The following is a 24,379-nucleotide window of genomic DNA, read 5'->3' on the forward strand; positions in this document are numbered from 1 at the left end:
GTCAGCCCTCGATGGTGATGGCCTGGAGGGGGCAGACGTCCGCCGCGTCCTCGACGTCCTCGCGCAGCGACTCGTCGGGCTCGGCGACGTACACGAGCTTTCCGTCGGCGTCGAGCTGGAAGACCTCGGGGGATGCGAAGACGCACTGTCCGTGGTCCTTGCAGACGTCCGTGTCCACGACGACCTTCATGGGGCGGCCCTCCCGGGAGAAGTGGGGATGCGGTCCGAGCGGGAGCGGGCTCGCCGTGGCAGCGAACCCTTCCATTAACTCGTTTGAGTTCAAACAAGTTAATCCCCCGCGGTGCGGCCGGTCAACCGTCGGGCGGGACCGGGCAGTTGTCGTGTGAAGCGGAGCAGGGCGGTTGTCGTGTGAAGGTGAGGGGAGTTGCCGCCCGCCCCCTTGTGTCATGTCGGGAGCCTGCATACCTTTTGGAGTCAAACGACATGGAGGGATCCACCGGTGAGCGCTCAGCAGTACCCGTCGCCCTCGCATTCGGCGGCCCAGTCCGCTCCGGCGGCCCAGTCCGCTCCGGCTCCCCGGTCCGCTCCGGCGGCCGGTGCCGCCCCGGCTGCTCCCGCCGTTCCGCCCACTGCTTCAGCTGATGCCCCGGTCGCCGCCGCGGCCCCCGAATCCCGCTACGCCGCGCTCCCGCAGCAGGCCCGCGAGCCCCTGGAACGGCTCGCCGCACAGGGCCGGGAGATCGACGTCGTACGGGTGACCTTCCCCGACCTCCTCGGCACCGACCGGGCCCGCGACGTCCTCGTCGAGCACCTGCCCTCGGCGCTCGGGCACGGCCTGGCCTTCTGCCGCGCCGTCTACCACACGTCGCCGCAGGGCGACACGGTCGACGTCGCGGGCGGGCTCGACGCCGGGCTGCCCGACATCCTCGTACGCCCCGACCTGTCGACCCTCCTCCCGCTGCCCTGGGAACCCGGCGTCGCCTGGTGCCTGGGCGAGGCGACCGACCCGGACACCGGGGAGCGCGCTGCCGAGTCACCGCGGGGCGTGCTCCAGCAGGTCCTCGGCGCGTGGGCCGAGCACGGCCTCGTGCCCGTCGTAGGACCCGAACTCGAATACTTCCTCTGCGAGGAGGCCCCCGGCACCCCCACCGGCTGGCGGCGCTACGCCGAAGCGCCCGGCAACATCTACACCGCAGGTCTGCGCGGCGACCCCGAGCGTCACCTCCTCCGTACGCTCCGCCATCTGCGCGACCTCGGCCTCGGCGTCACGGCGGGCAACCACGAGTACAGCAGCGGTCAGTTCGAGATCAACCTCAACCACTCCGAGGCCCTCGACGCCGCCGACCGCGCCTTCCGCTTCAAGGCGGCCGTCAAGGAACTCGCCCGTGCGGAAGGGAAGTTGGCCACCTTCATGGCCAAACCCTTCAACGACGAGGGCGGTTCGGGCTTCCACCTCCACTTCTCGGCGGTCTCGGACACCTCAGGCAGCAACGTCTTCGACGACCCGGAGGCCCCGCACGGCCTCGCGGCCCCCGCCCGGCACGCCCTCGCCGGAATCCTGGCGCACGCCCCCGCACTGGCCGCCCTCCAGAACCCCACAGTCAACTCCTACAAGCGCTTCGGCCCGGACACCCTCGCCCCCTGGCTGATCGACTGGGGCCTGGACAACCGCAGCGCCATGCTCCGCATCCCGCCGGAGCGCGGTGCGTCCTCCCGTCTGGAGCTGCGCCTCGGCGACGCCAGCGCCAACCCGTACCTGGTGATCGCGAGCACACTGGCTGCCGCCCTCCTCGGCATCCTGGCGGGCGAGGAGCCTCCCGCGCCGGTGCAGGGCTACGGCTACGACGCCACCAAGGCCCCCCTGTTGCCCTCCTCCCTGCCCGTCGCCCTGGACGCCCTGGTCGCCGACGGACCGCTGACGGAACTGCTCGGCAAGGAGTTCGCCGCCTCCTTCCTCGCGTACAAGCGCAACGAGATCGAGCGCTTCCAACAGCACGTCACCGACTGGGAGTTCAGCGAGTACGCCTACCACATCTGAGCCGTATCGGAGCCGCCCCATGACCTCCCCCCTCCCCCTCTCGGCCGTGGACCTCGCCGACCCGGACAAGTTCCTCGACGGCGAGACCCCCTGGAGGATGCTGGACACCCTGCGCCGCGAGGACCCCGTCCACTGGCAGCCCGAACCCGCCCCCAACAGCGGCTTCTGGGCGGTCACGAAGCACGCCGACATCGTCGCCGTCGACCGCGACCCGGAGACGTACACCTCCACCCGCTTCACCAACCTGGAGGAGGTGGACGACGACCAGATCGCGATCCGCCGCTCCCTCCTCGAAACGGACGGCCTCCGCCACCAGGCCATGCGCCGCATCCTCCAGAAACCCTTCACGTCCAAGTCGGTCGCGGCCTACGGCGACTTCCTCCGCGTCCTCACCCGCCGGACCCTGGACGCCGCACTGGCCAAGGGCAGCTTCGACTTCGTCAACGAGATCTCCGCCGACTTCCCCATCAACGTCCTCGCCCGGATGCTCGACGTCCCCGAGGACGACACCCAGCAGCTCATCGACTGGGGAAACCGCATCATCGGCAACACGGACCCCGACTACGCCGACGTACTCCTCCACTCCGAGGAGAGCGACAGCTTCCGCAATCTGCCCTTCCGTAGTCCCGCCGCCGTCGAAGTCTTCGCGTACGGACGCAAGTTGGCCGCCGAGCGCAAGGGCGGCGACGGCACCGACCTGGTCAGCCTCCTCGTCAACCAGACCCCCAAGGACGGCGTCCCCCTCACCCCCACCGACTTCGACAACTACTTCCTCCTCCTGGTCGTCGCGGGCAACGAAACCACCCGTCACGCCATCTCCCACTCCATGCTGGCCCTCATCCAGCACCCCGCGGAACTGGCCAAGCTCCAGGCCGACCCCGCGCTGATCCCCGCCGCCGTGGAGGAGTTCCTGCGCTGGGCGTCCCCCGTCTACCACTTCCGCCGCACCGCCACGCGCGACACGGAGCTGGGCGGAAAGCACATCAAGGAGGGCGACAAGGTCGTCCTGTGGTTCGCCTCGGGCAACCGCGACGACGAGGTCTTCACCGACCCCTACTCCTTCGACGTCACCCGCTCCCGCATCGACCACGTCACCTTCGGCAAGGGCGGCCCCCACTTCTGCCTCGGCAACGCCCTCGCCCGCCTCGAAATCCAGATCCTCTTCGAGGAACTCCTCCCACGCCTGTCCTCGATCCGCCTGACGGGCGAAGTCCCGCGGGTACGAAGCAACTTCGTGAACGGGATCAAGAGGCTGCCGGTGGAGGTCACGCTGAGGTGAGGTGAGGTGAGGCGGGGCGAGCGGCCCGGAGGAGGAACCCGGAGGAGGAACCCGGAGGAGAAAAATGTCCGGCGCCGGCGGAGGGCTGCCCCTACCGTGTCCCCGTGAAGACCCAACTGATCGTTCTCAACGGCGGCTCCAGCTCCGGGAAGTCCAGCATCGTCCGGTGCCTGCAGGCCGTGCTGCCGGATTCGTGGCTGTCCCTCAGCGTGGACACCTTCGTCGACGCGCTGCCCGCTTCCCTGCAGGAGGGGGACGCCGGTATCGAGTTCGCCCCGGACGGTGGAGTCGCCGTCGGGGGCGAGTTCCGGCGGCTGGAGGAGGCCTGGATCGCGGGGGTCGTCGCGATGGTGCGGGCCGGAGCCAGGGTCGTCGTCGACGAGGTGTTCCTCGGGGGAGCCGAGTCGCAGGCGCGGTGGCTCAAGGCGATCGGCGGTGACGTCGAGGTGCTGTGGGTGGGGGTGCGGTGCGAGGCGGGGGTGGCGGCGGCGCGGGAGGCAGACCGGGGGGACCGGATCGGTGGAATGGCCGCCGCCCAGGCCGAGTTGGTGCACGACGGGGTGTCGTACGACTTCGAGGTGGACACCGCGCGCAGCGGGCCTCGGGAGTGTGCGCGGCTGATCGCCGAACGGGCGGAGTGAGGGAGACAGGGGAGGGGCCCAGCGGCGTGCAGGGCCCCTCGGCGCGCGACTACTGCAAGCAGGACGGGCCCAGCAGCACCTTCAGGTCGCCGTACAGTGCCGGGTCCGCCTTCACCCGGTGCCGGTCCAGGCGCAGCACCGTCGTCTTGCGCGGGCCCTGGAGCTTGATGCGGACCTCCGTGTCGCCCCGGTGGTGGGAGAGGATCTCGCCCAGCTTGCCGACCATCGGCGGGGTGACCTTCACGGTCGGAATCGTCAGCACCACCGGCGCGTTCGTCCCCGCGTCGGAGATGTCCGGGACCTGGAGTTCCATCGCGACCAGCCGCGGGATGTCCTCGCGCTTGTCGAGGCGGCCCTTGACGAACACGACGGTGTCTTCGGTGAGTTGGGTCGAGATCAGCTGGTACGTGGCGGGGAAGAACATGCACTCGATGGAGCCGGCCAGGTCCTCGACCGTCGCGATCGCCCACGCGTTGCCCTGCTTGGTCATCTTGCGCTGCAGGCCGGTGATCAGGCCGCCGATGGTGGTGATCGCGCCGTCCGAGTACTCGCCGCTGGTGAGTGACGCGATGGCCGCGTCCGCCTTGTCCGACAGGACGTGCTCCAGGCCGAAGAGCGGGTGGTCGGAGACGTACAGGCCGAGCATCTCGCGCTCCTGCGCGAGGAGGAACGACTTGTCCCACTCGATGTCGCCGATCGGGGTGTCCAGGCCGAAGCCGGGGGAGTCGTCGGGGCCGTCCGAACCCAGGTCGCCGAAGAGGTCGAACTGGCCCTCGGCCTCCTTGCGCTTCACCTGGACGACCGCGTCGACCATGTTCTCGAAGACGGCGGACAGGCCCTTGCGGGTGTGGCCCATGGCGTCGAACGCGCCCGCCTTGATGAGGGATTCCGTCGTGCGCTTGTTGCAGACGACCGATTCGACCTTGTCGAGGTAGTCGGGGAAGGAGGAGTACTTCCCCTTCGCCTTGCGGCACTTGACGATCGAGTCGACGACGTTCTGGCCGACGTTGCGGACGGCGGTCAGGCCGAAGACGATCACGTCGTCGCCCTGCGGGGTGAAGTTGCCCGCCGACTCGTTCACGTCCGGCGGCAGCACCTTGATGCCCATGCGGCGGCACTCGTTGAGGTACAGGGCCATCTTGTCCTTGTCGTCCTTCACCGAGGTGAGGAGACCGGCCATGTATTCGGCGGGGTAGTTCGCCTTGAGGTAGGCGGTCCAGTACGAGACCAGGCCGTACGCCGCCGAGTGCGCCTTGTTGAACGCGTAGCCGGCGAAGGGGACCAGGACGTCCCACACCGCCTGGATCGCCTCGTCGGAGTAGCCGCGCTCCCGGCAGCCCTTCTGGAAGGGGACGAACTCCTTGTCGAGGACTTCCTTCTTCTTCTTGCCCATGGCGCGGCGGAGCAGGTCGGCCTGGCCGAGCGAGTAGCCCGCCAGGACCTGCGCCGCCTTCTGCACCTGCTCCTGATACACCACCAGGCCGTAGGTGATGCCCAGGACTTCGGAGAGCGGCTCCTCCAACTCCGGGTGGATCGGGGTGATTTCCTGCTGCTTGTTCTTGCGCAGGGCGTAGTTCGTGTGGGAGTTCATTCCCATCGGGCCCGGCCGGTAGAGGGCCGACACGGCGGAAATGTCTTCGAAGTTGTCGGGCTTCATCAGCCGCAGCAGCGAGCGCATGGGACCGCCGTCGAACTGGAAGACGCCCAACGTATCGCCGCGCGCCAGGAGTTCGTACGTCGGACCGTCGTCGAGCGGCAGCGAGAGCAGCTCCAGGTCGATGCCCTTGTTCGCCTTGATGGCCTTCTGGGCGTCCTGCATGATCGTCAGGTTGCGCAGACCCAGGAAGTCCATCTTGAGGAGGCCGAGCGACTCGCAGCTCGGGTAGTCCCACTGGGTGACGACCACGCCGTCGTTCTTCGGCGAGAAGACCGGGGCGTGGTCGATGACCGGCTCGCTGGACATGATGACGCCGGCCGCGTGCACGCCCATCTGGCGGACCAGGCCCTCGATGCCGCGTGCCGTGTCGATGACCTTCTTGACGTCGGGCTCGTTCTCGTACATCCCGCGCACCTCGCCCGCCTCGCTGTAGCGGGGGTGCTTGGGGTCGGTGATGCCGTTGAGGTCGATGCCCTTGCCCATGACGTCGGCGGGCATGGCCTTCGTGATGCGGTCGCCCATCGCGTACGGGTAGCCGAGGACGCGGGCCGAGTCCTTGATCGCGTTCTTGGCCTTGATGGTGCCGTACGTGCCGATCATGGCGACCTTGTCGGCGCCGTACTTCTCGGTGACGTACCGGATCACCTCACCGCGCCTGCGCTCGTCGAAGTCGATGTCGACGTCGGGCATGGAGACGCGCTCGGGGTTGAGGAACCGCTCGAAGATCAGGCCGTGCGGGACGGGGTCGAGGTCGGTGATGCCCATGGCGTACGCGACGATCGAACCGGCCGCCGAACCACGGCCGGGGCCCACCGCGATGCCGTTGTTCTTGGCCCACATGATGAAGTCGGCGACCACGAGGAAGTACCCCGGGAAGCCCATCTCGATGATGATGCCCATCTCGTAGTCGGCGAGCTCCTGGCGGTCCTGCGGGACCTGGCCGTTGAAGCGCCGGTTCATGCCGATGCGCACTTCCTCGCGGAACCACGACACCTCGTCGTACCCCTCGGGCACGTCGAACTTCGGCATCAGGTTCTTCGGCTCGAACATGCCGGAGGTGTCCACCCGGTCGGCGATGAGGAGCTGGGTGTTCCGGCAGCCCTCCAGCCATGCGTCCGACGAGTCGATCGCGTACATCTCGGCGGCCGTCTTCAGGTGGTAGCCCGAGCCGTCGAAGCGGAAGCGGTCCGTGTCGGAGATGTTCGAGCCGGTCTGGATGCAGAGCAGCGTGTCGTGGGCGGCGGCCTCGGACGCGTACGTGTAGTGCGAGTCGTTGGTGACGACGAACGGCGCCTGGATCTTCTTCGCGACCTCAAGGAGGCCCGAGCGGGCCCGCCGGTCGATGTCGATGTCGTGGTCCATCAGCTCGACGAAGAAGTTCTCCTTGCCGAAGATGTCCTGGAACTCGCCGGCCGCCTTGATCGCCTCGTCGAGCTGGCCGAGGCGGATCTTGGTGGAGATCTCGCCCGACGGACAGCCGGTGGTGGCCATCAGCCCGTCGCCGTACTCCTGCAGCAGCTCGCGGTCCATGCGCGGCTTGCGGAAGAAGCCCTCCAGGCTGGCGCGGGACTGGGCGCGGAAGAGGTTGTGCAGGCCGGTGTTGTTCCGCGCCCACATCGTCATGTGCGTGTACGCGCCCGCACCCGCGACGTCGTCGCCCTTCTGGTGCGGGGCACCCCACTTCACCGGCTTGTTGTGACGGCGCGACTCCGGGGCGAGATACGCCTCGATGCCGATGATCGGCGTGATCTCCGCCTTCTTCGCCTGGTGGAAGAAGTCGTACGCCCCGTGCAGATTGCCGTGGTCGGTCATGGCGATGTGCGTCATGTCCATCTCGCCGCACGCCTTGAACATGTCCTTGAGCCGGGCCGCGCCGTCCAGGAGCGAGTACTGGGTGTGAACGTGCAGGTGCGTGAACGGCTGATCGGCCACGGGTAGGTGCCTTCCGGTGGAGGGGCGGCTGGGGTACGGCACGCCGAAGCGGCCCGGGGCACGGAGCTGCCCGGGGAGGCGTACGAGGTGTCGGAGACCCCCGAGCCTACCTCTCCCAAGGGGTTGATCAAGGCCGCTCACAGTACTGCCCGAGCCGGTGTTTCCGCAGGTCAGGGGTGCTATTCCGGGAAGAAGACGAGGTCAGAGAGATGTGAGAAATACCTGTGGATCCCGATGATCGGCGCGCCTAGGGTCTGTCCGGCGGATCAGGCCGCACAGGGGTGACCTCCCCTTCTCGCTACGGCGGAACGGGGCAATGGGGCCTCCCCTGCTCGAACGGAGTTGAGAGCTTGGGGAAGCGTGCAGATGCAAGGCGGAGGATTGAGGCGACGCGGAGCGTCGTCGATTGACGACAACGCCGTGGGGGTCCCCCCTGGTCCTTAAGACCTTGGGGGCGTGCGTGCCAGGGCACGCGACCGCGGCAGGATCCGCCGGACGGACCCTAGGGTGAGGCCCTGTGTCTCTTGAACTGCACCACCACGCCGTCGTAGCAGACGCCCACAACGACCTCCTCATCGCCGTCGCCGCCCGGCCTCCCCGGCGCTGGGCGAGCTTCTTCCGCGAACGCTGGCTGCCGCAGCTCCAGGAGGGCGGGGTCGACCTCCAGGTCCTCCCGGTCTTCATCGGCGACGCCTACCGCCCCGAGGGCGCCCTCCGCGAGACCCTCCGCATGATCGAGTGCGCGCACACCCTCGCCGAGGGCAACCAGGACTCCGTACGCCTGTGTCTCGACGGCGACGACATCGACGCCGCGCACGCGGCGGGCAGGATCGCGCACGTATCCTGCGCGATCACCACCGCAACCTCGTCGACGGCCAGCTGTGCAACGTTGCCGCCACCGGCGGCACGGTCTGCGTCACCTTCTCGGCCGTGAACGGTGCCCGAGCTTGCGTGCTCGCTCACGTTCACGCTTTGTCGCGCTCCCGACTGCCCCCTACGGCAGGGCGGTCACGGGTCGCATCCACCGCAGAACTGGTACGTCCGATCCGCGATGCGGGACCGGTGACAGGGCCCCACGTCAGGAAGGCCCTGACGGCATCGCTCCGATCGATGCCACATGCAACCGTTTCCCCCGGGCAGGCCGGGTTCGTGCCTTCAAAGGACTCACAGAGCGATTCGGCCACATTAGCGGAAGCACTGCGCCCCTCCGTCTCCGTTTGCGCGAACCGGTGATGCGCTGGATGCACGTTCGTTTCGCCCGGCTCCGTCAGTCGGTGCCGACTTCATCGAGGAGGTCGACCGCGACACGCTGCCGCGCTGCTGCGAGGAGGAGATACCGGAAGGCTTCCGGCTGTCGCTGCCCGGCCTGTCCGGGCCGCGCGGGCTGCCGCTGGTGACGGAGGCGCTGCTGGGGCGGGGCGTGGAGGAGGACGTGCTGCGCAAGATCCTCGGCGGGAACGTGCTGGAGCTGTTCCGGAAGGAGCTGGGGCGGGCGAAGTGAGACACCGCCGGGTGGGCGCCCTGGACGAGGGGCCCACCCGGCCTGCGCGTCGCAGTGTCAGGCCCGCGCCACCCGCAGCGTCAGAATCTGGAACGGGCGCAGCTCCAGCTCCACACCGCCGTCCGCACCCGGCGCGTACGAGGGTGAACCGGCGAGCGGACGCTCAAGGAGGTCCGTCTCCGTGACCGACGCCGCCGGGAAGCCGGCCGTCAGCGTGCCCGTCGCCCGGCCGCCCGCCGCCTCGTACAGCCGGACGACCACGTCGCCGCTGCCGTCCTCCGCGAGCTTGACCGCCTCGACGACGACGCGGTCGTCGTCCACGCGGAACAGCGGCTCGACCACCGTGCCCGGCGCGCCCGGGACCGTACGCTCCGGGAGGTTGATCCAGTGGCCCTCGCGGACCGCGTCCGTGACCGTGGCGCCGGGCGCGAGCGCGAAGCGCAGCCGGTGGGTGCCCTGGTCGGTCTCCGGGTCCGGGTAGCGCGGGGCGCGCAGCAGGGAGAGCCGGACCGTGGTGGTCTGGCCGCCGTCCTCGCGCATGTCACGGGTGACGTCGTGGCCGTACGTCGAGTCGTTGACGACGGCCGTGCCCCAGCCGGGCTCCTCCACCTGGATCCAGCGGTGCGCACAGATCTCGAACTTGGCGGCCTCCCAGGAGGTGTTGGTGTGCGTCGCCCGGAAGACGTGCCCGAACTGCGTCTCGGCCGCCGACCGCTCCGCCTTCACGTCCAGCGGGAAGGCCGCCTTGAGGAACTTCTCCGTCTCGCGCCAGTCGACGTCCGTCTCGATGTCGAGGACCTTCGCACCGGAACGGAGGGTGAGACGCTGCGTGACGGTCGACTCCCCGAAGGAACGAGTGACGGCGATCGTCGCCAACTCCTCGGTGGAGACGGCCAGTTCGAGGGAGTCGACCCCGTCCAGATCCGTCACGTTGTGCCGGTAGAACTCGTCGATGTCCCAGGCGTCCCACATATTGGGGAAGTCCGGGTGGATCTGGAGCAGGTTCGCCGCCAGGCCCGGGGCGACGGCCTCCCGGCGGGCCCCGACGTCGTACGCCGAGACGACCAGGCCGCGGCTGTCGACCGTGATGCGCAGCAGGCCGTTGGCGAGCTCGAAGCCGCCGTCGCGCGCCGATACGGTGACCGCTTCCGTCGTACGTACGGGAACGGCCGACGCGCCGCCCGCCGGGACCGAACGGCGGTCGTGCGGAGCCGAGTTGAAGACGAGAGGCTCCTCGCCCCGCCCGGCGAGCGCGGTCTGCGCGCCCACCGTGATCGACTCCAGTTCGGCGCGGATCCGGGCGTACGTCTCGCGCGCCTCGCGGTGCACCCAGGCGATCGACGAACCCGGCAGGATGTCGTGGAACTGGTGCAGCAGCACCGTCTTCCAGATCCGCTCCAACTCCGCCTGCGGGTAGGCGTATCCGGGCACGCGGACGGCCGCCGTCGACGCCCACAGCTCCGCCTCGCGCAGCAGCGACTCGCTGTGCCGGTTGCCCTGCTTGGTCTTGGCCTGAGAGGTGTACGTGCCCCGGTGCAGCTCCAGATACAGCTCGCCCGCCCACACCGGGGCGTCCGGGTACTCGGCCTCCGCCTTCGCGAAGAAGGCGGACGGCTTCTCGACCGTCACCTTCGGCGAACCCTCCAGATCGCGCAGCCGCTCCGCCCGCGCCAGCATCTCGCGGGTGGGACCGCCACCGCCGTCGCCCCACCCGAAGGGGGCAAGTGAGCGCGAACCCCGGCCCTTCTCGCGGTAGTTGCGGGCCGCGTGCGCCATCTGCTCGCCGCCCAGGTCCGAGTTGTACGTGTCGACCGGCGGGAAGTGCGTGAAGACGCGGGTGCCGTCGATGCCCTCCCACCAGAAGGTGTGGTGCGGGAACTTGTTCACCTGTGACCACGAGATCTTCTGCGTCAGGAACCACTTCGACCCGGACAGCTTCACCAGCTGCGGCATCGCCGCCGTGTAGCCGAAGGAGTCCGGCAGCCAGACCTCATGGGTCTCCACCCCGAACTCGTCCAGGAAGAACTTCTTCCCGTACAGGAACTGACGGGCCATCGCCTCCCCGCCCACCATGTTGGTGTCCGACTCCACCCACATGCCGCCGACCGGTACGAACTGCCCGTCCGCGATCTTCTTCTTGACCGCTCCGAACACCTCGGGCCGGTGCTCCTTGATCCACGCGAGCTGCTGCGCCTGCGACATCGCGAAGACGAACTCGGGGTGGTCGTCCATCAGGCTGACCATGTTGGACGAGGTCCTGGCCACCTTCCGCACCGTCTCGCGCAGCGGCCACAGCCACGCCGAGTCGATGTGCGCGTGCCCGACCGCGCTGATCCGGTGCGCGGAGCGGTTGGCGGGGGCCGCGAGGACCTCGGCGAGTTCGGTACGGGCGCGTGCGGCGGTCCCCGCGACATCGGTCAGGTCGACCGCGTCCAGGCAGCGCTCGATCGCCCGCAGGACCTCCCAGCGGCGCGCGTCCGCCTTGGACAGCTGGTGCATCAGCGAGTCGAGCACCTCCAAGTCCTGCACCAGCTCCCAGACTTCGGTCTCGAAGACGGCCAGGTCCATGCGCTCGATGCGGTAGAGCGGGTCCTGTCGTGCGGTCAGCCGGTCGCCCTCGTACGTGGGGGCGTGGTCGACCAGGATCGGGTTCGAGGACGCCTCGACGTACAGCAGCACCTCTTCGCCGCCCTGTACGCGGTCACCGCCGATCCGCACCCAGTCGTTGCGCGGATTGAGGGCCTTCACCGCCTCGCCGTCGGGCCGGTAGACCAGGCCTTCGCACTGGAAGCCCGGCATGTTCCGGTCGAAGCCGAGGTCGAGGACGGCCTCGACGGTCCGGCCCGCCCACTCGGCGGGCACCCGCCCCGTGATGCGGAACCAGGTGGTGCCCCAGGCCGGTCCCCACAGGTCACCGGCGGCCGCCGGCTCGTACCCGGCGGCCAGCCCCTCGGCGACCGGAACCGGCTCGCCGGGCGCTTCCCAGCGTTCGATGGTGAGGGGGACGGAGTGGGAACGGACGGCGGGCTGGACGCGTTCCTGGAGCACTCGCCGGAGGCGGTGTTCCACGATGCTGCGGTCGTCGTGCATGAGGGTGGCTCCGAGTCTGTGTGGTGTTACCAGGCGAGGGAGGTGGTGGCGGGGCGCGAGGAGCTCAACAGCGGCCCCACCGCGCGGACTTCGAGAACGGATCGCTGCTCGGTGTCCGAGGTGCGGTGCAGGGACGGGACGTAGTAGGCGCTGCCCGCCGTGCCGCCGAGGAAACGCCGCGCACCGTCCGGAAGCACCTGGTGCACCTCGTAGTGCCGGGCCCCGCGCACCGGCTGCCACCGCAGGCGGAGCTCGGCGGTGGTGGGGGAGGTGACCCGGTGGTCGGTGATGCGTACGGAGCGGGGGCGGTCCGGGGTGCGGGCTTCGCGCTCGTACCCCTCGTGCCCCTTGTCTCCCTCGTAACCCTCGTGCACGGAGAGTGCGCCGAGTCGCCAGGCCGAGGCGGTGCCGGTGAGCCGGACGCCGATCGCGTCGACACGGCCCACCGCTCGGGGAAGGCGGGCGGTGGAGACGGTCCATCCGTTGACGGTACGGACGCGGGTGGTCGCGAGCCGGTGGACACGGCCGTCCGGGCCGGTGAGGGTCACTTCGACGGTGGCGGCGCCGCCTGCGGCGGTCTGGTGGACCAAGTCGATCGTGCCGCCGCGCACTTGCAGCTTCGTACGGTAGAGGTCCAGCTCGACAGGGGCTGCCGCGAACTCACCCGGCCCCTCGACGAGGAGGCTGCTGCCGCCGCGCCAGGCGGCGTCGAAGGCGAAGCCGACCTGCGGGCGCCTGCCGGCGGTGCGGACGGTCCAGCGGCGGGACGGGAGCAGGTCCTGGAGCCCGAGGTGGTTCCACGCGGCGCTGCCGGTGCGGCGGCCGTTCTCGTACCAGCCGACGCCGTGGCCGGTGTTGAAGGAGGTGGCGAAGGGGAGGGCGGAGACGGTGGAGCGGTCGGCGACGTACTGGGCGGCGGGCCGCCAGGTGCCGGGGCCGTTCGGGGCGGTGGGGTCGGAGCGCTCGCCGGTCCAGAACTGGTCGTCGCGGGCGTGGAACTGGGCCGGGGTGCGGGTCGCGGAGGGGAGTGAGTGCAGCGTCCACTCCGGCCGGTACAGGCCGAGGCCGGTGACGTGGTCGCGGGTGGCGGGGACGATGGCGTCCCAGTCGGTGCGGGTGCTCCAGCCGTTCGCCTCGACGTCGACACCGGTCATGAGGTCGTACGGGGAGCGGCCCATGCTCTTCGCGTACGCGGCGGATTCGGCGAGCTTGGCCGGGGACCAGCGGAAGTCGACGAACATGGTGCGGGAGTGGCGGAAGAAGGCGGCGTTCTTGTCGTTGAGCGCGCCCTGCCAGCCGACGCGGCCCTCGGTGTTGAAGGCGTCGTACCAGGTGAGGGAGAGGTCGGGGGCGGAGCGGCGCAGCTCCTTGACAAACTCCACGAATTCGGCGGCGAGTTGGGTGTCGCCGCCCGCGTCGGTCTCCCCGTTGATGAACCAGCCGTCGAAGCCGTGGCTCCGGGCGACCTCGATCAGCCGGTCGACGAGCGGGAACCGGCCGAACGCGTCGCGCTGGACGAGGTCGCGGGTCCACTGGAGGCTGCCGCCGTAGGCGACGGGCGGCAGGAAGACGTTGCCGAGGACGCGGACGCCGTTGCGGTGGGCGGCGTCGACGACGGGGGCGTTCGGGGCCAGGACGATGCCCTCGCCGGACGACCCGCCCCAGAAGACGAGCTCTTCGAGGTACGCCCAGTGGGTGAGGGCGTAGAAATCGGCGGTCGGTGACCCCTGGGAGGGGTTGCGGGCGGTCGTGCCGAAGGAGACGAGGGCGGAGATTCTGGCCTGGTCGGGGCGGGCGGTGGGGTTGGCGGGGGGTGGGGTGAAGCGTTGCTTCGTGGCGAGGGGGACGGTGGAGGCGTTGAAGGGGAGGTCGGGGTCGTCGGCGGCGCGCCAGGCTTTGAGGCTGCGCCAGGTGGCGCCGGGGTCGGGCTCTCTTCCCTGCGGGAAGGTGTCGGGGAACCAGTAACTGGCGTAGGGCTGGAGGGGGTGGGTGGGCTCTTCTTGCTTGGCAGCCGCTGCTGCCGGGGCGGTAGAGAGGAGTGGGGTGGCGCCGAGGGCGGTGGTGGCGGTGAGGAGGGTGCGGCGGGAGAGGGGCATGGGGGTCTCCGGGGTGTGATGGGGTGTGCGGTCGGTGTTGCGGGGCGGTGTCGGGGGAGCGCGGTCGTGGTGGGGGCGTGCCGCAGTGGGGGCCGCCCCCTTGCCCACCCGTTCCGCCCCCGGGGGGCGGCCCCGCTGCCCAAGGAGACGGCGGTATTTAGGGGCGCGGGGAACTGCGCGATCAGCCACGATGCACCCGCACGTTGCGACCAGCCCCGCGGCAGCGGTTTCGGGAAGGGGCGGGGAGGGGCCGAATCCGCGAAGCGGGACACGCACCCGCACTGGGGTGTGAATCATTGGCCCCCCACCCCCACCACCTCCTCGATCCCCCGTCCCGCCAGGTACTCCGTATCCGCAGCCCGTTCGGCCAGAACAACCGCCGCTCGTACCCCGTCCCCCGCCAGCCCCGCCCACGCCTCGTAGAACTCCCCGCCCGGGGCGCAAGTCGCCCGCCCCGGCGCGGTCATGGCGTCCCCGGCGTCGAGGACGAGCGCCGTACGCCGCCGCACAGGCCCCGGCGCCGTTCCCGCCCGTACCCGCGCGACCATCTCGGCCACGGCCTTCCCCTGCGGCTTCAATTCCCGTTCGGAGGTGAGCAGTCCGAGGCTGTACTCCAGCTCGGGGAAGTCCGCCAACCGACGTGACACGTCGTGCGAGCACCACCACGTCACCCCGTACAGGTCCTCGCAGGTGAGCGCGTTCTCCACCGTCGCCGTCACGAACTCCGCCGCGTGCTCCGCCGGGACGAGTGGCGCGGGAGCGCCCACCTCCTGCAGCCACACCGGCCGCCCCGGCACATCGGCCCACGCCCGCGACAGCTCCATCAGGTACTCCGCGTGGTGGACCGTCGCCGGGCCGGCCCGGCCGTGCCGCTGCGCCGTCCCGTTGAACACCCATGCGTGGACGGTCGTCGCACCACCCAGTTGCGACGCGTGCGCCGGGGTGAAGGGGTGCCCCGGCTGGAACCACACCGCGTCGTACTCCGAGTGCACGTGCAGCTTCCCCGGCGCACCCCGCTCGCACGCCGCCAGCAGCCGTTCCAGCCACCGCCCCGCCTGGTCGTACGTACACGGATCGGGGTCCGGGTGCGGCCGGTCGGAGAACTGGTTGACCTCGTTCCCGAGGGTCATCCCGATGAAGTTGGGCCGCTCGGCGAGCGAGGCGGCCAGCGTCTCCACGTACCGCGCCTCCGCCTCCACCACGTCCGGGTCCGTGAACATGTTCCGCCTGTGCCACGTCGTCAGCCACGCCGGGACGAAGTCGAAGCTCGACAGGTGCCCCTGCAGCGCGTCCACCGTCACGTCGAGCCCGTGCTCGTCCGCCGCGTCGACCAGCTGCCCGAGCTGTTCCACCGCCCGGCCCCGGATCATCGTCCGGTTGGGCTGGAAGAGGGGCCACAGCGGAAACACCCGCACATGGTCGAGGCCGAGGGCGGCCAGTGACTCGAAGTCCCGTCGTACTTCGTCGAGTTCGAAGTCCAGCCAGTGGTGGAACCACCCCACGGACGGCGTGTAATTGGCCCCGAAGCGCGGTTGCGGACGGACGGGGTTTACGCGTCGTACAGACATCGGCATCCCTAGGTCGGCAGGTCGGCAGGTCGGCAGGTCAGGTTTTGATGGCGCCCTCACCGACGCCCTTGAAGAAGTACCGCTGCAACGCGAAGAACAGCAGCATCATCGGCAGCAGCGCCGCCATCGCCCCGGCCGCGATCAGCCGCTGGTCGTTGACGGTCGTCGCGCCCGCCAGGGTCTTCAGCCCCAGCTGCAGCGTGTAGTTCTCACTGTTGGTCAGCACGATCAGTGGCCACAGGAAGTCGTCCCAGGCCCCCATGAAGCTGGTGATGCAGACAACTGCCAGCGCTCCCTTGGCACTTGGCAGGAAGACGCGCCGGAACCGCTGCCACTCGTTCGCCCCGTCGAGGACCGCCGCCTCCTCGACCTCCTTCGGTACGGCGAGGAACGCCGCGCGCATGATCATCAGGTTGATGACCGAGACGGCCCCCGGCAGCCACACCCCGGCCAGGGTGTCGACCAGACCCATCTCACGTACCGTCAGGAACATCGAGATCATCACGGACTCGAACGGGAACATCAGCGTCGCGACCAGCACCGTGAAGACCGTCTTGCGGCCCCGCCACCCGGCCCGCGACAGCGCGTATCCGCCCATCGCCGCGAACAGGCAGTTCGAGACGATCGCGAGCACCGCCACGATCAGCGTGTTGCCGACGTACTGGAAGAGCGGGAAGGCCTCGGACACCCGGGCGTAGTTGTCGAGCGTCGGATCGCTGGGCAGGACGCCCTCGTAGACGTTCTCGCCACGGCCCTTCAGCGAGGTCAGGAACTGCCACGCGATCGGGCCGACCAGTACGACCAGCATCAGACAGAGCGTCAGATACCGTCCGGAAAGACCGGCCAGCGCCCGCCGGCTGTACCGCCTCGGCGGCTTCGCGGCGGCTTTCGCGGGAGCAGACGTCGTGCTCAACTCTCGTCCCCCTTCGAGAGGCGGTGCCCCAGCAGGCTGAACACCAGCGTGAGCAGGAACAGCAGGATGGAGATGGCCGCCGCGTAACCCGTCTCGCCGGCGAACCCGAGACCCACCTGACGGATCAGGAACGGCAGCGTCCGGGAGTCGCCGCCAGGACCGCCGCTCTCGCCGCCCAGGATGTAGATCTCGGTGAAGACGCGCAGCGCCGAGATCGCCGACAACGTCCCGACCAGCAGCATCATCGGCTTCACGCTCGGCACGGTGATGCTGAAGAAGCGCCGCAGCGTCCCCGCGCCGTCGATGGCCGCGGCCTCGTACAGCGACGTCGGTACGTTCCCCAGTGCGGCCAGGTAGAAGACCATGTAGTAGCCGAGGCCCTTCCACACGGTCACGATCATCGCCGAGACCAGCAGCATCGTGGAGTCGGTGAGGAACGGGATCGGCTCGCTGATCAGACGCAGCTTCTCGAAGACGGTGTTGACCAGTCCGTCGCTGCGCAGTATCCACTGCCACATCAGGCCGACGACGACCGCCGACGCGATGACCGGCGTATAGAAGGCGGACCGGAAGAAGCCGATGCCGGGGATCTTCTTCTGTACGAGCACGGCCAGCGCCAGCGGCAGGAACACCAGGCACGGCACGACCACGACCGTGTACAGCACGCTGTTGAACAGGGCGAGCCAGAAGGTGTCGTCACCCAGCGCCCGCGCGTAGTTGTCGAACCCCACGAAGCCCCCGCCGCGCAGGATCTGAGCATCCGTCAGAGAGAGGAGCACGGTGTTGACGAACGGCCAGAGGCTGAACGTCGCCACCAGGGCGAGCCCCGGCAGCAGGAACAGGTACGGCGTCCACCAGCGGCGCTGCACCAGGCCCGTCTCCGTACCCATGGCGCTCTTGGCCTTCTTGAGGCGGCGGGCCTCGCGCCCGCCCCCGGTGGAGGCGTGCCCGCCGCCCGGTGCGGACGGATCGGCGCGTGGTCCGGTGTCGGTGGTCTGTGACACGAACCCGCCGCCTACTTCTTCTTCAGCTTGGCCTGCTGGGCCAGGATCTTGTTCGCCTCGTCCTGCGCCTTGGTCAGCGCGGTCTTCGCGTCGACCTCGCCCTTGATCGCCTTCTGCATCTCGCGGACCACCGCGTCGCCGATCTGACTGGTCCACTCCACGGGCGTGTTCGCGTCGAGCTGTGCCTCCTTCAGCTCCTCCGCGCCGAGCGCCCGCGCAAGGGTTTCCGGGTCCTTGCCGTCGCCCTTGTCGGAGAAGTACGGGTCGGCAAGGCCCTTCGCGTTCGACGGGTAGATCGCGACCTCCTTGGAGAAGGCGACCTGGTTCGGACCGTTCGTCACCCACTTCGCGAACTCGGCTGCCGCGTCGGGTGACTTGGTGTCCTTCCGGACGCCGAGCGACTGCGTGTAGATGCCGATGTGGCCGAGGACCCCGGTGACCGCCTTCGCCACCTGCGTCTTGGCGTACACCTTCGGTGCGTTCGCCTTCACGTCCCGGATGAAGCCGGGGGATCCTGGCCCGAAGACCAGCTTGTCCGCGCCGTACAGCTGGCTGGTGTCGTCGGACTTGGTGAGCGACTCCTTGGGCATGGCGCCCATGGCGTACAGCTTCTTCATCCGCTCGACCCACTCGACGGCCTTCGGCGTGTGGAAGCTGAACGCGTCCTTCTTGGCGTTGAGGAGCGGGATGCCCATCTTCTGCCAGTCACCGGGCAGCCGCGACTTCGGATCGGCCATGAACGCCGTGTACTTGCCGCCGGACTTCTCGGTGATCTTCTCCGCGTAGTCGAAGAACTGCTCGATCGTCGTCGGGGGCTTGTCGACGTCCAGGCCCGACTTGGCGAAGAGGTCCTTGTTGTACGTGAGGATCTCCGGCGTCACGTACCAGGGATAGGCGAACACGCCCTGTTCGGCGGGGAGTTTGTACTGGTCCCAGGCGCCGGGCACGAAGTCCTTCCGGACCGCCGGGTCCAGCTTGGCGATGTCCGCCAGCATGCCCCGGTCGGCGAGCAGCCGGAAGGAGTCGGTGTTGAGGTTGACGACGTCCGGCAGGGCGCCGGCCTGGGCGTCCGCGACGAGCTTCTCGTTGTAGCCGTCGCCCGGCACGTCCTCCCACTTCACCTTGGTGTCCGGGTACTTCTTCTCGAACGCGTCGATCACGCCCTGGACGTACGTGGTGAACGTCGGCTTGAGCTGCAGCGTGCGGAAGCTGATCTCGCCGGACACCTTGCCCGACTTCTCGGGCTGCTTGACATCGTTGTCACTGCCGCTGCCGCCCATGCCGCAGGCGGCGGTCGACAGCAGGGTTGCCGCCATGGCGGTGGCGATGGAGATACGGGACAGGCGCCCACGGGACATCGTCGTTCCTCCTCTTCGCACCGGCCGCGCTGCCGGATTGCGGAACACACGATGGACGGGTGGTGCGCGTGGCGTCAACAGGTCTGCACGCGTTGGTTTTTGTGCTTCTGTGAGCTGGACTAATGCGGTTGAGTGGGGAGTTGACACCGGGTGTGGGTCGCGGTAATGCTTCTTCGCGCTAATGCGGTTTAGCCCGCGCCTTCTTCGGGGCTCTCCGCAGGAAGCGCTCATGCGGTTCAGCTCGCTACTCGGCATGTTCCGGCCGGAGTCGGGGACGGGGTTGGGGGGTGGACGGTCCGGGCCGCATCGCCTACGGCCCCGCCGTCGACGTGCGGGTGTTAGCGCCGCCCGGGCATCGGCGGCACAGGAACCCGTACCACCATGCGTACAACCACCTGCACCACCATTTGCACCACCATCACCATCACCATCACCATCACCACCACCCGCACCCGCACCCGCACCCGAGAGGAACCCCGCCCCATGACCGCTGCTGCCGCGTCAGGCGACGGCATCCGGCCCCGGCCGGCGCGCAGGCCCACCATGAAGGACATCGCACGCCGCGCCGGTGTCTCCGAGAGCGCGGTCTCCTTCGCGCTCAACGACCGCCCCGGGGTCTCGTCCGGCACACGCGCGCGCGTGCGCCGGGTCGCCGAGGAGCTCGGCTGGCAGGCCAACAGCGCCGCCCGTGCCCTCTCCGGCGAACGTGCGGGCTGCGCGGGCCTGGTGCTCGCGCGCCCCGCCCGTACCCTGGGCGTCGAGTCCTTCTTCCTCCAGCTCGTCTCCGGCATCCAGGAAGCGCTCTCCGTACGCCAAGTGGCGCTGCTCTTCCAGGTGGTGGAGGACCTCGACACCGAACTGGCCGTGCTCCGCCGCTGGTGGGCGGAGCGCCGCGTGGACGGCGTCCTGGTCGTGGACCCCAGGGTGGCCGATCCGCGCCCCGCCCTGCTCGCCTCGCTGGGCCTGCCCGCCGTCGTCATCGGCGGCCTGGAGGCCGACGCGCACCACGCCGAGATCCCGCTGCCCGTCTCCAACGTGTGGGCCGACGACGCGGGCGCGATGGCCTCCGTACTGGACCATCTGCACGCCCTCGGCCACCGCCGCATCGTGCACGTCGCCGGGATGCGCGGCCTGGCCCACACCGAGCGGCGCATCCTCTCCCTGCGTGCGGAGGCGGCCCGCCGCGGCCTGACGGAGGACGAGGTTCGTTCGGTGGCCACCGACTACTCCGACGCGGAGGGGGCCGAAGCCACCCGCCGCATCCTTGGCGAGCCGTCGCACAGCCGCCCGACGGCGATCGTCTACGACAACGACGTGATGGCGGTCGCGGGCGCCTCGGTGGCCGCGGGGTGCGGCGTCTCCGTACCCCGCGACCTGTCGATCGTCGCCTGGGACGACTCGGCCCTCTGCCGGGTCACCCACCCCCGGCTGACCGCCCTGGTGCGTGACACCCCGGCCTTCGGCCGACTGGCGGCGCAGGAACTCCTCGCGGTCGTCGACGGCGCTCCGGTGCGCAGTCTGCAGGGCGAACTCCCGCACCTGGAACCGAGGGAGAGCACCGGGCCGCCGCCTCAAAGAGGGTGAGAAGAGGGTGAGGCGATGGGTGGGAGGGGCTGTTTGTCGCGTCTGTCCGGTCGGTGTTCGACTGTCGGTACCTCGCTATATGCTCTCGCGCGCACGTTCGGACACAGGTGTCCCGACGTGATCGTTTTCCGCCCGAGAGGACTCCTGGCAGTGACCGACAGACCCCTGGCCGACGGGGAGCCGTCCCTTCCCGACGACGTGTGGGAGCAGTTCGAGCGGGACAACGAGACCCGCATCAGAGCCTCCGCACCCAAGGAGCCCTCCGCCCGCGCCCGCATGGTCGCCGAGCGGCTGCGCCGTGAGGACGAGGCGGCAGCCAGGCAGCAGAGGCGGGGGCTGGGCCGCCGTCGCCGGAAGAAGACGGTCAGGGCGCAGCCCGACGGCTGGCGCGCCTGGCCGACCGGAGGACGCCAGCGCCGGCAGCGGGACTGGGTGGCGACCGTGGTCGTCCTGTCGGTGCTGGCCGCCGTCCTGCTGCTCGCGCTCTACCCGTGGCGGACCGGGTACCGCTGAGGGCGCGAGCCCTCCTCGGTCTCAGGGCGGGCCGTCCTCGGCCTCTATGAGGAGGGCGCCCGGTGCAGCTCGGATCCGTCAACTCCCCAGCACCACGCACGACTCCGGCGGCAGCACCAGCACCCCGTCCGCCCCCGGCGCCTCCACCGGCTCCCACGCCGCCAGCACGCGGCTGCGCCCGTTGCGGCCGAGACCGATGGTCGCCGGGGCGTCGGAGAGGTTCACCGCGACCCTGATGTCACCCCTGCGGTAGGCGATCCAGCGGCCCGCCCCGTTCGCCGCGTGGGCGGCCCGTACCGACGCCAGGTCCGGGTCGGACAGGTCCGGGTGCGTGCGGCGCAGAGCGATCAGCTCGCGGTGCCAGGCCAGCAGACGGGCGTGCGGTTCGCGGTCCGGCTCCGACCAGTCGAGACAGGACCGGTCCCGGGTGCGCGGGTCCTGGGGGTCCGGGATGTCGTCCGCCGCCCAGCCGTGGGCCGCGAACTCCCGCCTGCGCCCGCTGCGTACCGCTTCGGCCAGCGCCGGATCGGTGTGGTCGGTGAAGAACTGCCACGGCGTGCGCGCCCCCCACTCCTCGCCCATGAACAGCATCGGCGTGAACGGACTCGTCAGGACGACGGCCGCCGCGCAGGCCAGCAGCCCGGGGGAGAGCGACGCGGACAGCCGGTCCCCGAGCGCACGGTTGCCGACCTGGTCGTGCGTCTGCGCGTACCCGAGGAAGCGGTGCGCGGAGGTCGCCGTGCGGTCGAGGGGCCTGCCGTGGATCCGGCCCCGGAACGACGAGTACGTACCGTCGTGGAAGAAGGCGCGCGTGAGGGTCTTCGCCAGCGCCTCAAGAGGTGCACGGGCGAAGTCGGCGTAGTAGCCCTGGGACTCGCCGGTCAGCGCGGTGTGCAGGGCGTGATGGAAGTCGTCGTTCCACTGGGCGTGCAGACCGAGGCCGCCCGCCTCGCGCGCGGTGGTGGTGCGCGGATCGGCGAGATCGGACTCGGCGATCAGGAACAGCGGCCTGCCCAGTTCGGCGGCCAGGGCGTCGACGCCGGCCGACAGCTCCTCCAGGAAGTGCAGCGCCCGCGTGTCCGCGAGGGCGTGCACGGCGTCCAGGCGCAGCCCGTCGAGCCGGTAGTCCCGCAGCCAGGACCGTGCGCTCTCGGACAGGTACGCCCGTACCTCGTCCGAGCCGGGCGCGTCCAGGTTGACCGCCGCGCCCCAGGGGGTGTGGTGCGTCTCCGTGAAGTACGGGCCGAACAGGGGCAGGTGGTTGCCGGACGGGCCGAGGTGGTTGTGCACCACGTCCAGGACCACGCCGAGCCCGACGGCGTGCGCCGCGTCGACGAACCGCTTGAGCCCGTCGGGTCCGCCGTACGGCTCGTGCACCGCCCACAGGGACACCCCCTCGTACCCCCAGCCGTGCGTCCCGGGGAACGGGCACACCGGCATCAGCTGGACATGGGTGACGCCCAGCTCCACCAGGTGTCCGAGCCTCTTTGAGGCGGCGTCGAAGGTGCCCTCACGGGTGTACGTGCCGATGTGCAGCTCGTACAGCACCGCCCCCGTCAGCGGCCGGCCCGCCCAGCCGTCCCGCCATGCGAACGCGTCGTGGTCCACGACGGCACTGAGCCCGTCGGGCCCGTCCGGCTGGCGGCGGGAGCGCGGATCGGGGCGGACCGGGCCGCCGTCGAGCGAGAACCCGTAGCGGCTGCCGTCCGCCGCCTCGGCCCGTACCGTCCACCAGCCGTCCCGGTCCGGATCGCGCTCCATGCCGTACGTGGCGACGGCCGCGCCCGGCAGGTGGAGCGTGACCCGCTCCTCGGCTTGTGGTGCCCACACGTCGAACAGCACTGGCGGCCCCTCTTCGTCGGAGAGCTCTGCTTGCCCAAGTCGTTCTGTTGTTCCGGTGTTCCGGATCATTGTGCCGTTCCGGGCCGTCCTGTTGGCCCGAGTCGTCCGGAGTGCCCGTTCGAAGGCGCCGCAATCCGTGTTCCCGCGCTGGTCAGCTCGGGCGAGAACACCCGGTCTGCTGGACACCTCCGCCATCTCGGCCCGACAATCTTCCTGTGACGCCCCCTTACGAGCCCCACACCTACCCGGCGCGGCTCTCCGACGCCGAGCGGGACCGTGCGCTCGCCGTACTGCGGGAAGGCGCGGCCCAGGGCAAGCTGTCGCACGAAACCTTCCTGCACCGCATGGAACTCGCCCTCGCCGCACGTCAGTCCGCCGACCTTGCCGTCCTCACCTCGGACCTGGACACCGACGGCCGCTGGTCCCGCAGGATGTTCGGCGCGGTCAGCCGCGCCTCCGCGTTCACCGTGCGGCTGCGCAGGGCGTGGACGGCCGAGCGGCTGCCCAAGCTGCTGTTCCCCGAGCCTGGACCCGCGCCGCTGCGCATCGGCCGCGACTCCGGCAACGGACTGCGGCTCAGCCACGAGACCGTCTCGCGCCGGCACGCGGAACTGGCCCTGCAGGGCGGCATCTGGATCCTCCGCGACCTCGGCTCCACCAACGGCACCTGTGTGAACGGGCGCCGGGTCACCGGGGTGGCCGTGGTCAACGACGGGGACCAGGTCAGCTTCGGCCGGATGTCCTTCCGGCTGTCGGCGAACTGAGACCGGTCCGGCGGGCCCCGGGGTTGGACCGCGGGCCCCCGGGCTTGGATCGTTGGGCCGTTCGGCCCCACACCGGTCAACACGGGTCCACTCCGTGCCGATGCACGCACCGGCGCGGGCGCCCGCCCGCGCACACCCGTGCAAGGAACGGTGACAGTCATGTCGGCAGTACGGACGGCAGTACGGACAGCGGGACGTCAGGCACTCGTCGCGGCAGCCGCCGCGGCGGCACTCTTCGCCGGGGCGGGCAGCGCGACCGCAGCGGCCACGGACCAGGCGCCCCGTCCGGGCAACTGGCTGTACACCGTGGTCATCGAGGGCGACGACGCCGTCGGAGACATGAAGGGCAACCTGCTGCGCTGCCCGCCGCCCAAGGGCAGCGGCCACCCGGCGGCCGCCGTCGCCTGCAAGCAGCTCAAGGCGGTCGACGGCGACATCGCGAAGATCAAGCGTGCGGACGTCGCCTGCCCGATGATCTACCAGCCGGTCACCGCCATGTCGTACGGCATGTGGGACGGCCGCCGGATGGTGTTCGCGAAGAACTACCCCAACGCCTGTGTGATGCACGCGTCGACGGGCTCTGTCTTCAAGTCGGCCTGACGGAACGCCTGTTGACCGCACTGCGGACTGCGGTTGAC

At 70.0% G+C, this 24,379-nt stretch carries 16 protein-coding genes and 1 pseudogene; 8 read left to right on the top strand and 9 right to left on the bottom strand.

What is annotated here, in order from left to right; translation table 11 throughout:
• Position 1 precedes the first annotated feature (1 nt).
• Positions 2-190 (bottom strand): ferredoxin, encoded by a 189-nt coding sequence (locus ACH4SP_RS06415; protein WP_398410264.1) that lies wholly within the window; start codon positions 188-190, stop codon positions 2-4.
• A gap of 480 nt (positions 191-670) precedes the next feature.
• Here ACH4SP_RS06415 and ACH4SP_RS06420 point away from each other — a divergent pair, with 480 nt between their 5' ends.
• The 3 genes from ACH4SP_RS06420 (at position 671) to cpt (ending at position 3,919) form a co-directional block, all read left to right on the top strand.
• Positions 671-1,999: a glutamine synthetase family protein gene (locus ACH4SP_RS06420; RefSeq protein WP_398411773.1), complete on the top strand. Its 1,329-nt coding sequence runs from the start codon at positions 671-673 to the stop codon at positions 1,997-1,999.
• 19 nt (positions 2,000-2,018) lie between these two features.
• Complete coding sequence (locus tag ACH4SP_RS06425) at positions 2,019-3,278, top strand: cytochrome P450 (protein WP_398410269.1); 1,260 nt, start codon at positions 2,019-2,021, stop codon at positions 3,276-3,278.
• A gap of 104 nt (positions 3,279-3,382) precedes the next feature.
• Positions 3,383-3,919, top strand: a complete 537-nt coding sequence (gene cpt, locus ACH4SP_RS06430) for a chloramphenicol phosphotransferase CPT (protein ID WP_398410272.1) — start codon at positions 3,383-3,385, stop codon at positions 3,917-3,919.
• Between the two features lie 49 nt (positions 3,920-3,968).
• Here cpt and dnaE read toward each other — a convergent pair whose 3' ends face one another.
• Positions 3,969-7,508: a DNA polymerase III subunit alpha gene (gene dnaE, locus ACH4SP_RS06435; protein WP_398410278.1), complete on the bottom strand. Its 3,540-nt coding sequence runs from the start codon at positions 7,506-7,508 to the stop codon at positions 3,969-3,971.
• Between the two features lie 517 nt (positions 7,509-8,025).
• On the opposite strand from dnaE, the pseudogene ACH4SP_RS06440 reads away from it, so the two are divergent.
• Positions 8,026-8,353 (top strand): annotated as a pseudogene (locus ACH4SP_RS06440) (membrane dipeptidase); the annotation flags it as partial.
• Positions 8,354-9,066: 713 nt separating this feature from the next.
• Here the strand turns inward: ACH4SP_RS06440 and ACH4SP_RS06445 are convergent.
• The 6 genes from ACH4SP_RS06445 to ACH4SP_RS06470 form a co-directional block, all read right to left on the bottom strand.
• The gene (locus ACH4SP_RS06445) at positions 9,067-12,099 is read right to left on the bottom strand and encodes an alpha-mannosidase (protein WP_398410282.1); all 3,033 of its coding nucleotides are present in this window, start codon (positions 12,097-12,099) and stop codon (positions 9,067-9,069) included.
• Positions 12,100-12,125: 26 nt separating this feature from the next.
• Positions 12,126-14,195 carry an endo-beta-N-acetylglucosaminidase gene (locus ACH4SP_RS06450; protein WP_398410284.1) on the bottom strand — a complete coding sequence of 690 codons (2,070 nt, stop codon included), beginning with the start codon at positions 14,193-14,195 and terminating at the stop codon, positions 12,126-12,128.
• A 293-nt stretch (positions 14,196-14,488) separates the two neighbouring features.
• The gene (locus ACH4SP_RS06455; RefSeq protein WP_398410287.1) at positions 14,489-15,763 is read right to left on the bottom strand and encodes a glycosyl hydrolase; all 1,275 of its coding nucleotides are present in this window, start codon (positions 15,761-15,763) and stop codon (positions 14,489-14,491) included.
• A 37-nt stretch (positions 15,764-15,800) separates the two neighbouring features.
• Positions 15,801-16,676, bottom strand: coding sequence for a carbohydrate ABC transporter permease (locus ACH4SP_RS06460; protein ID WP_398410291.1), 876 nt, complete (start codon positions 16,674-16,676; stop codon positions 15,801-15,803).
• Positions 16,673-17,566, bottom strand: a complete 894-nt coding sequence (locus ACH4SP_RS06465) for a carbohydrate ABC transporter permease (RefSeq protein ID WP_398411777.1) — start codon at positions 17,564-17,566, stop codon at positions 16,673-16,675. The genes ACH4SP_RS06460 and ACH4SP_RS06465 overlap by 4 nt, the downstream gene beginning before the upstream one ends.
• A gap of 125 nt (positions 17,567-17,691) precedes the next feature.
• Positions 17,692-19,038 (bottom strand): ABC transporter substrate-binding protein, encoded by a 1,347-nt coding sequence (locus ACH4SP_RS06470; RefSeq protein ID WP_398410296.1) that lies wholly within the window; start codon positions 19,036-19,038, stop codon positions 17,692-17,694.
• Between the two features lie 483 nt (positions 19,039-19,521).
• On the opposite strand from ACH4SP_RS06470, the gene ACH4SP_RS06475 reads away from it, so the two are divergent.
• Both ACH4SP_RS06475 and ACH4SP_RS06480 read left to right on the top strand, forming a co-directional pair.
• Positions 19,522-20,622 (top strand): LacI family DNA-binding transcriptional regulator, encoded by a 1,101-nt coding sequence (locus tag ACH4SP_RS06475; protein ID WP_398411781.1) that lies wholly within the window; start codon positions 19,522-19,524, stop codon positions 20,620-20,622.
• A 150-nt stretch (positions 20,623-20,772) separates the two neighbouring features.
• Positions 20,773-21,135, top strand: a complete 363-nt coding sequence (locus ACH4SP_RS06480; RefSeq protein ID WP_398410300.1) for a hypothetical protein — start codon at positions 20,773-20,775, stop codon at positions 21,133-21,135.
• A 78-nt stretch (positions 21,136-21,213) separates the two neighbouring features.
• Here ACH4SP_RS06480 and treZ read toward each other — a convergent pair whose 3' ends face one another.
• Positions 21,214-22,977 (bottom strand): malto-oligosyltrehalose trehalohydrolase, encoded by a 1,764-nt coding sequence (gene treZ, locus ACH4SP_RS06485; RefSeq protein ID WP_398410305.1) that lies wholly within the window; start codon positions 22,975-22,977, stop codon positions 21,214-21,216.
• Between the two features lie 215 nt (positions 22,978-23,192).
• Here treZ and ACH4SP_RS06490 point away from each other — a divergent pair, with 215 nt between their 5' ends.
• Both ACH4SP_RS06490 and ACH4SP_RS06495 read left to right on the top strand, forming a co-directional pair.
• Positions 23,193-23,741, top strand: a complete 549-nt coding sequence (locus ACH4SP_RS06490; protein WP_398410310.1) for an FHA domain-containing protein — start codon at positions 23,193-23,195, stop codon at positions 23,739-23,741.
• A 159-nt stretch (positions 23,742-23,900) separates the two neighbouring features.
• Positions 23,901-24,341 carry an SSI family serine proteinase inhibitor gene (locus tag ACH4SP_RS06495; RefSeq protein WP_398410313.1) on the top strand — a complete coding sequence of 147 codons (441 nt, stop codon included), beginning with the start codon at positions 23,901-23,903 and terminating at the stop codon, positions 24,339-24,341.
• Positions 24,342-24,379: the final 38 nt, after the last annotated feature.

Origin of the sequence: Streptomyces sp. NPDC021093 (genome assembly GCF_044333135.1) — a bacterium.
In the GTDB taxonomy this organism is placed as follows: Bacteria; Actinomycetota; Actinomycetes; order Streptomycetales; family Streptomycetaceae; genus Streptomyces.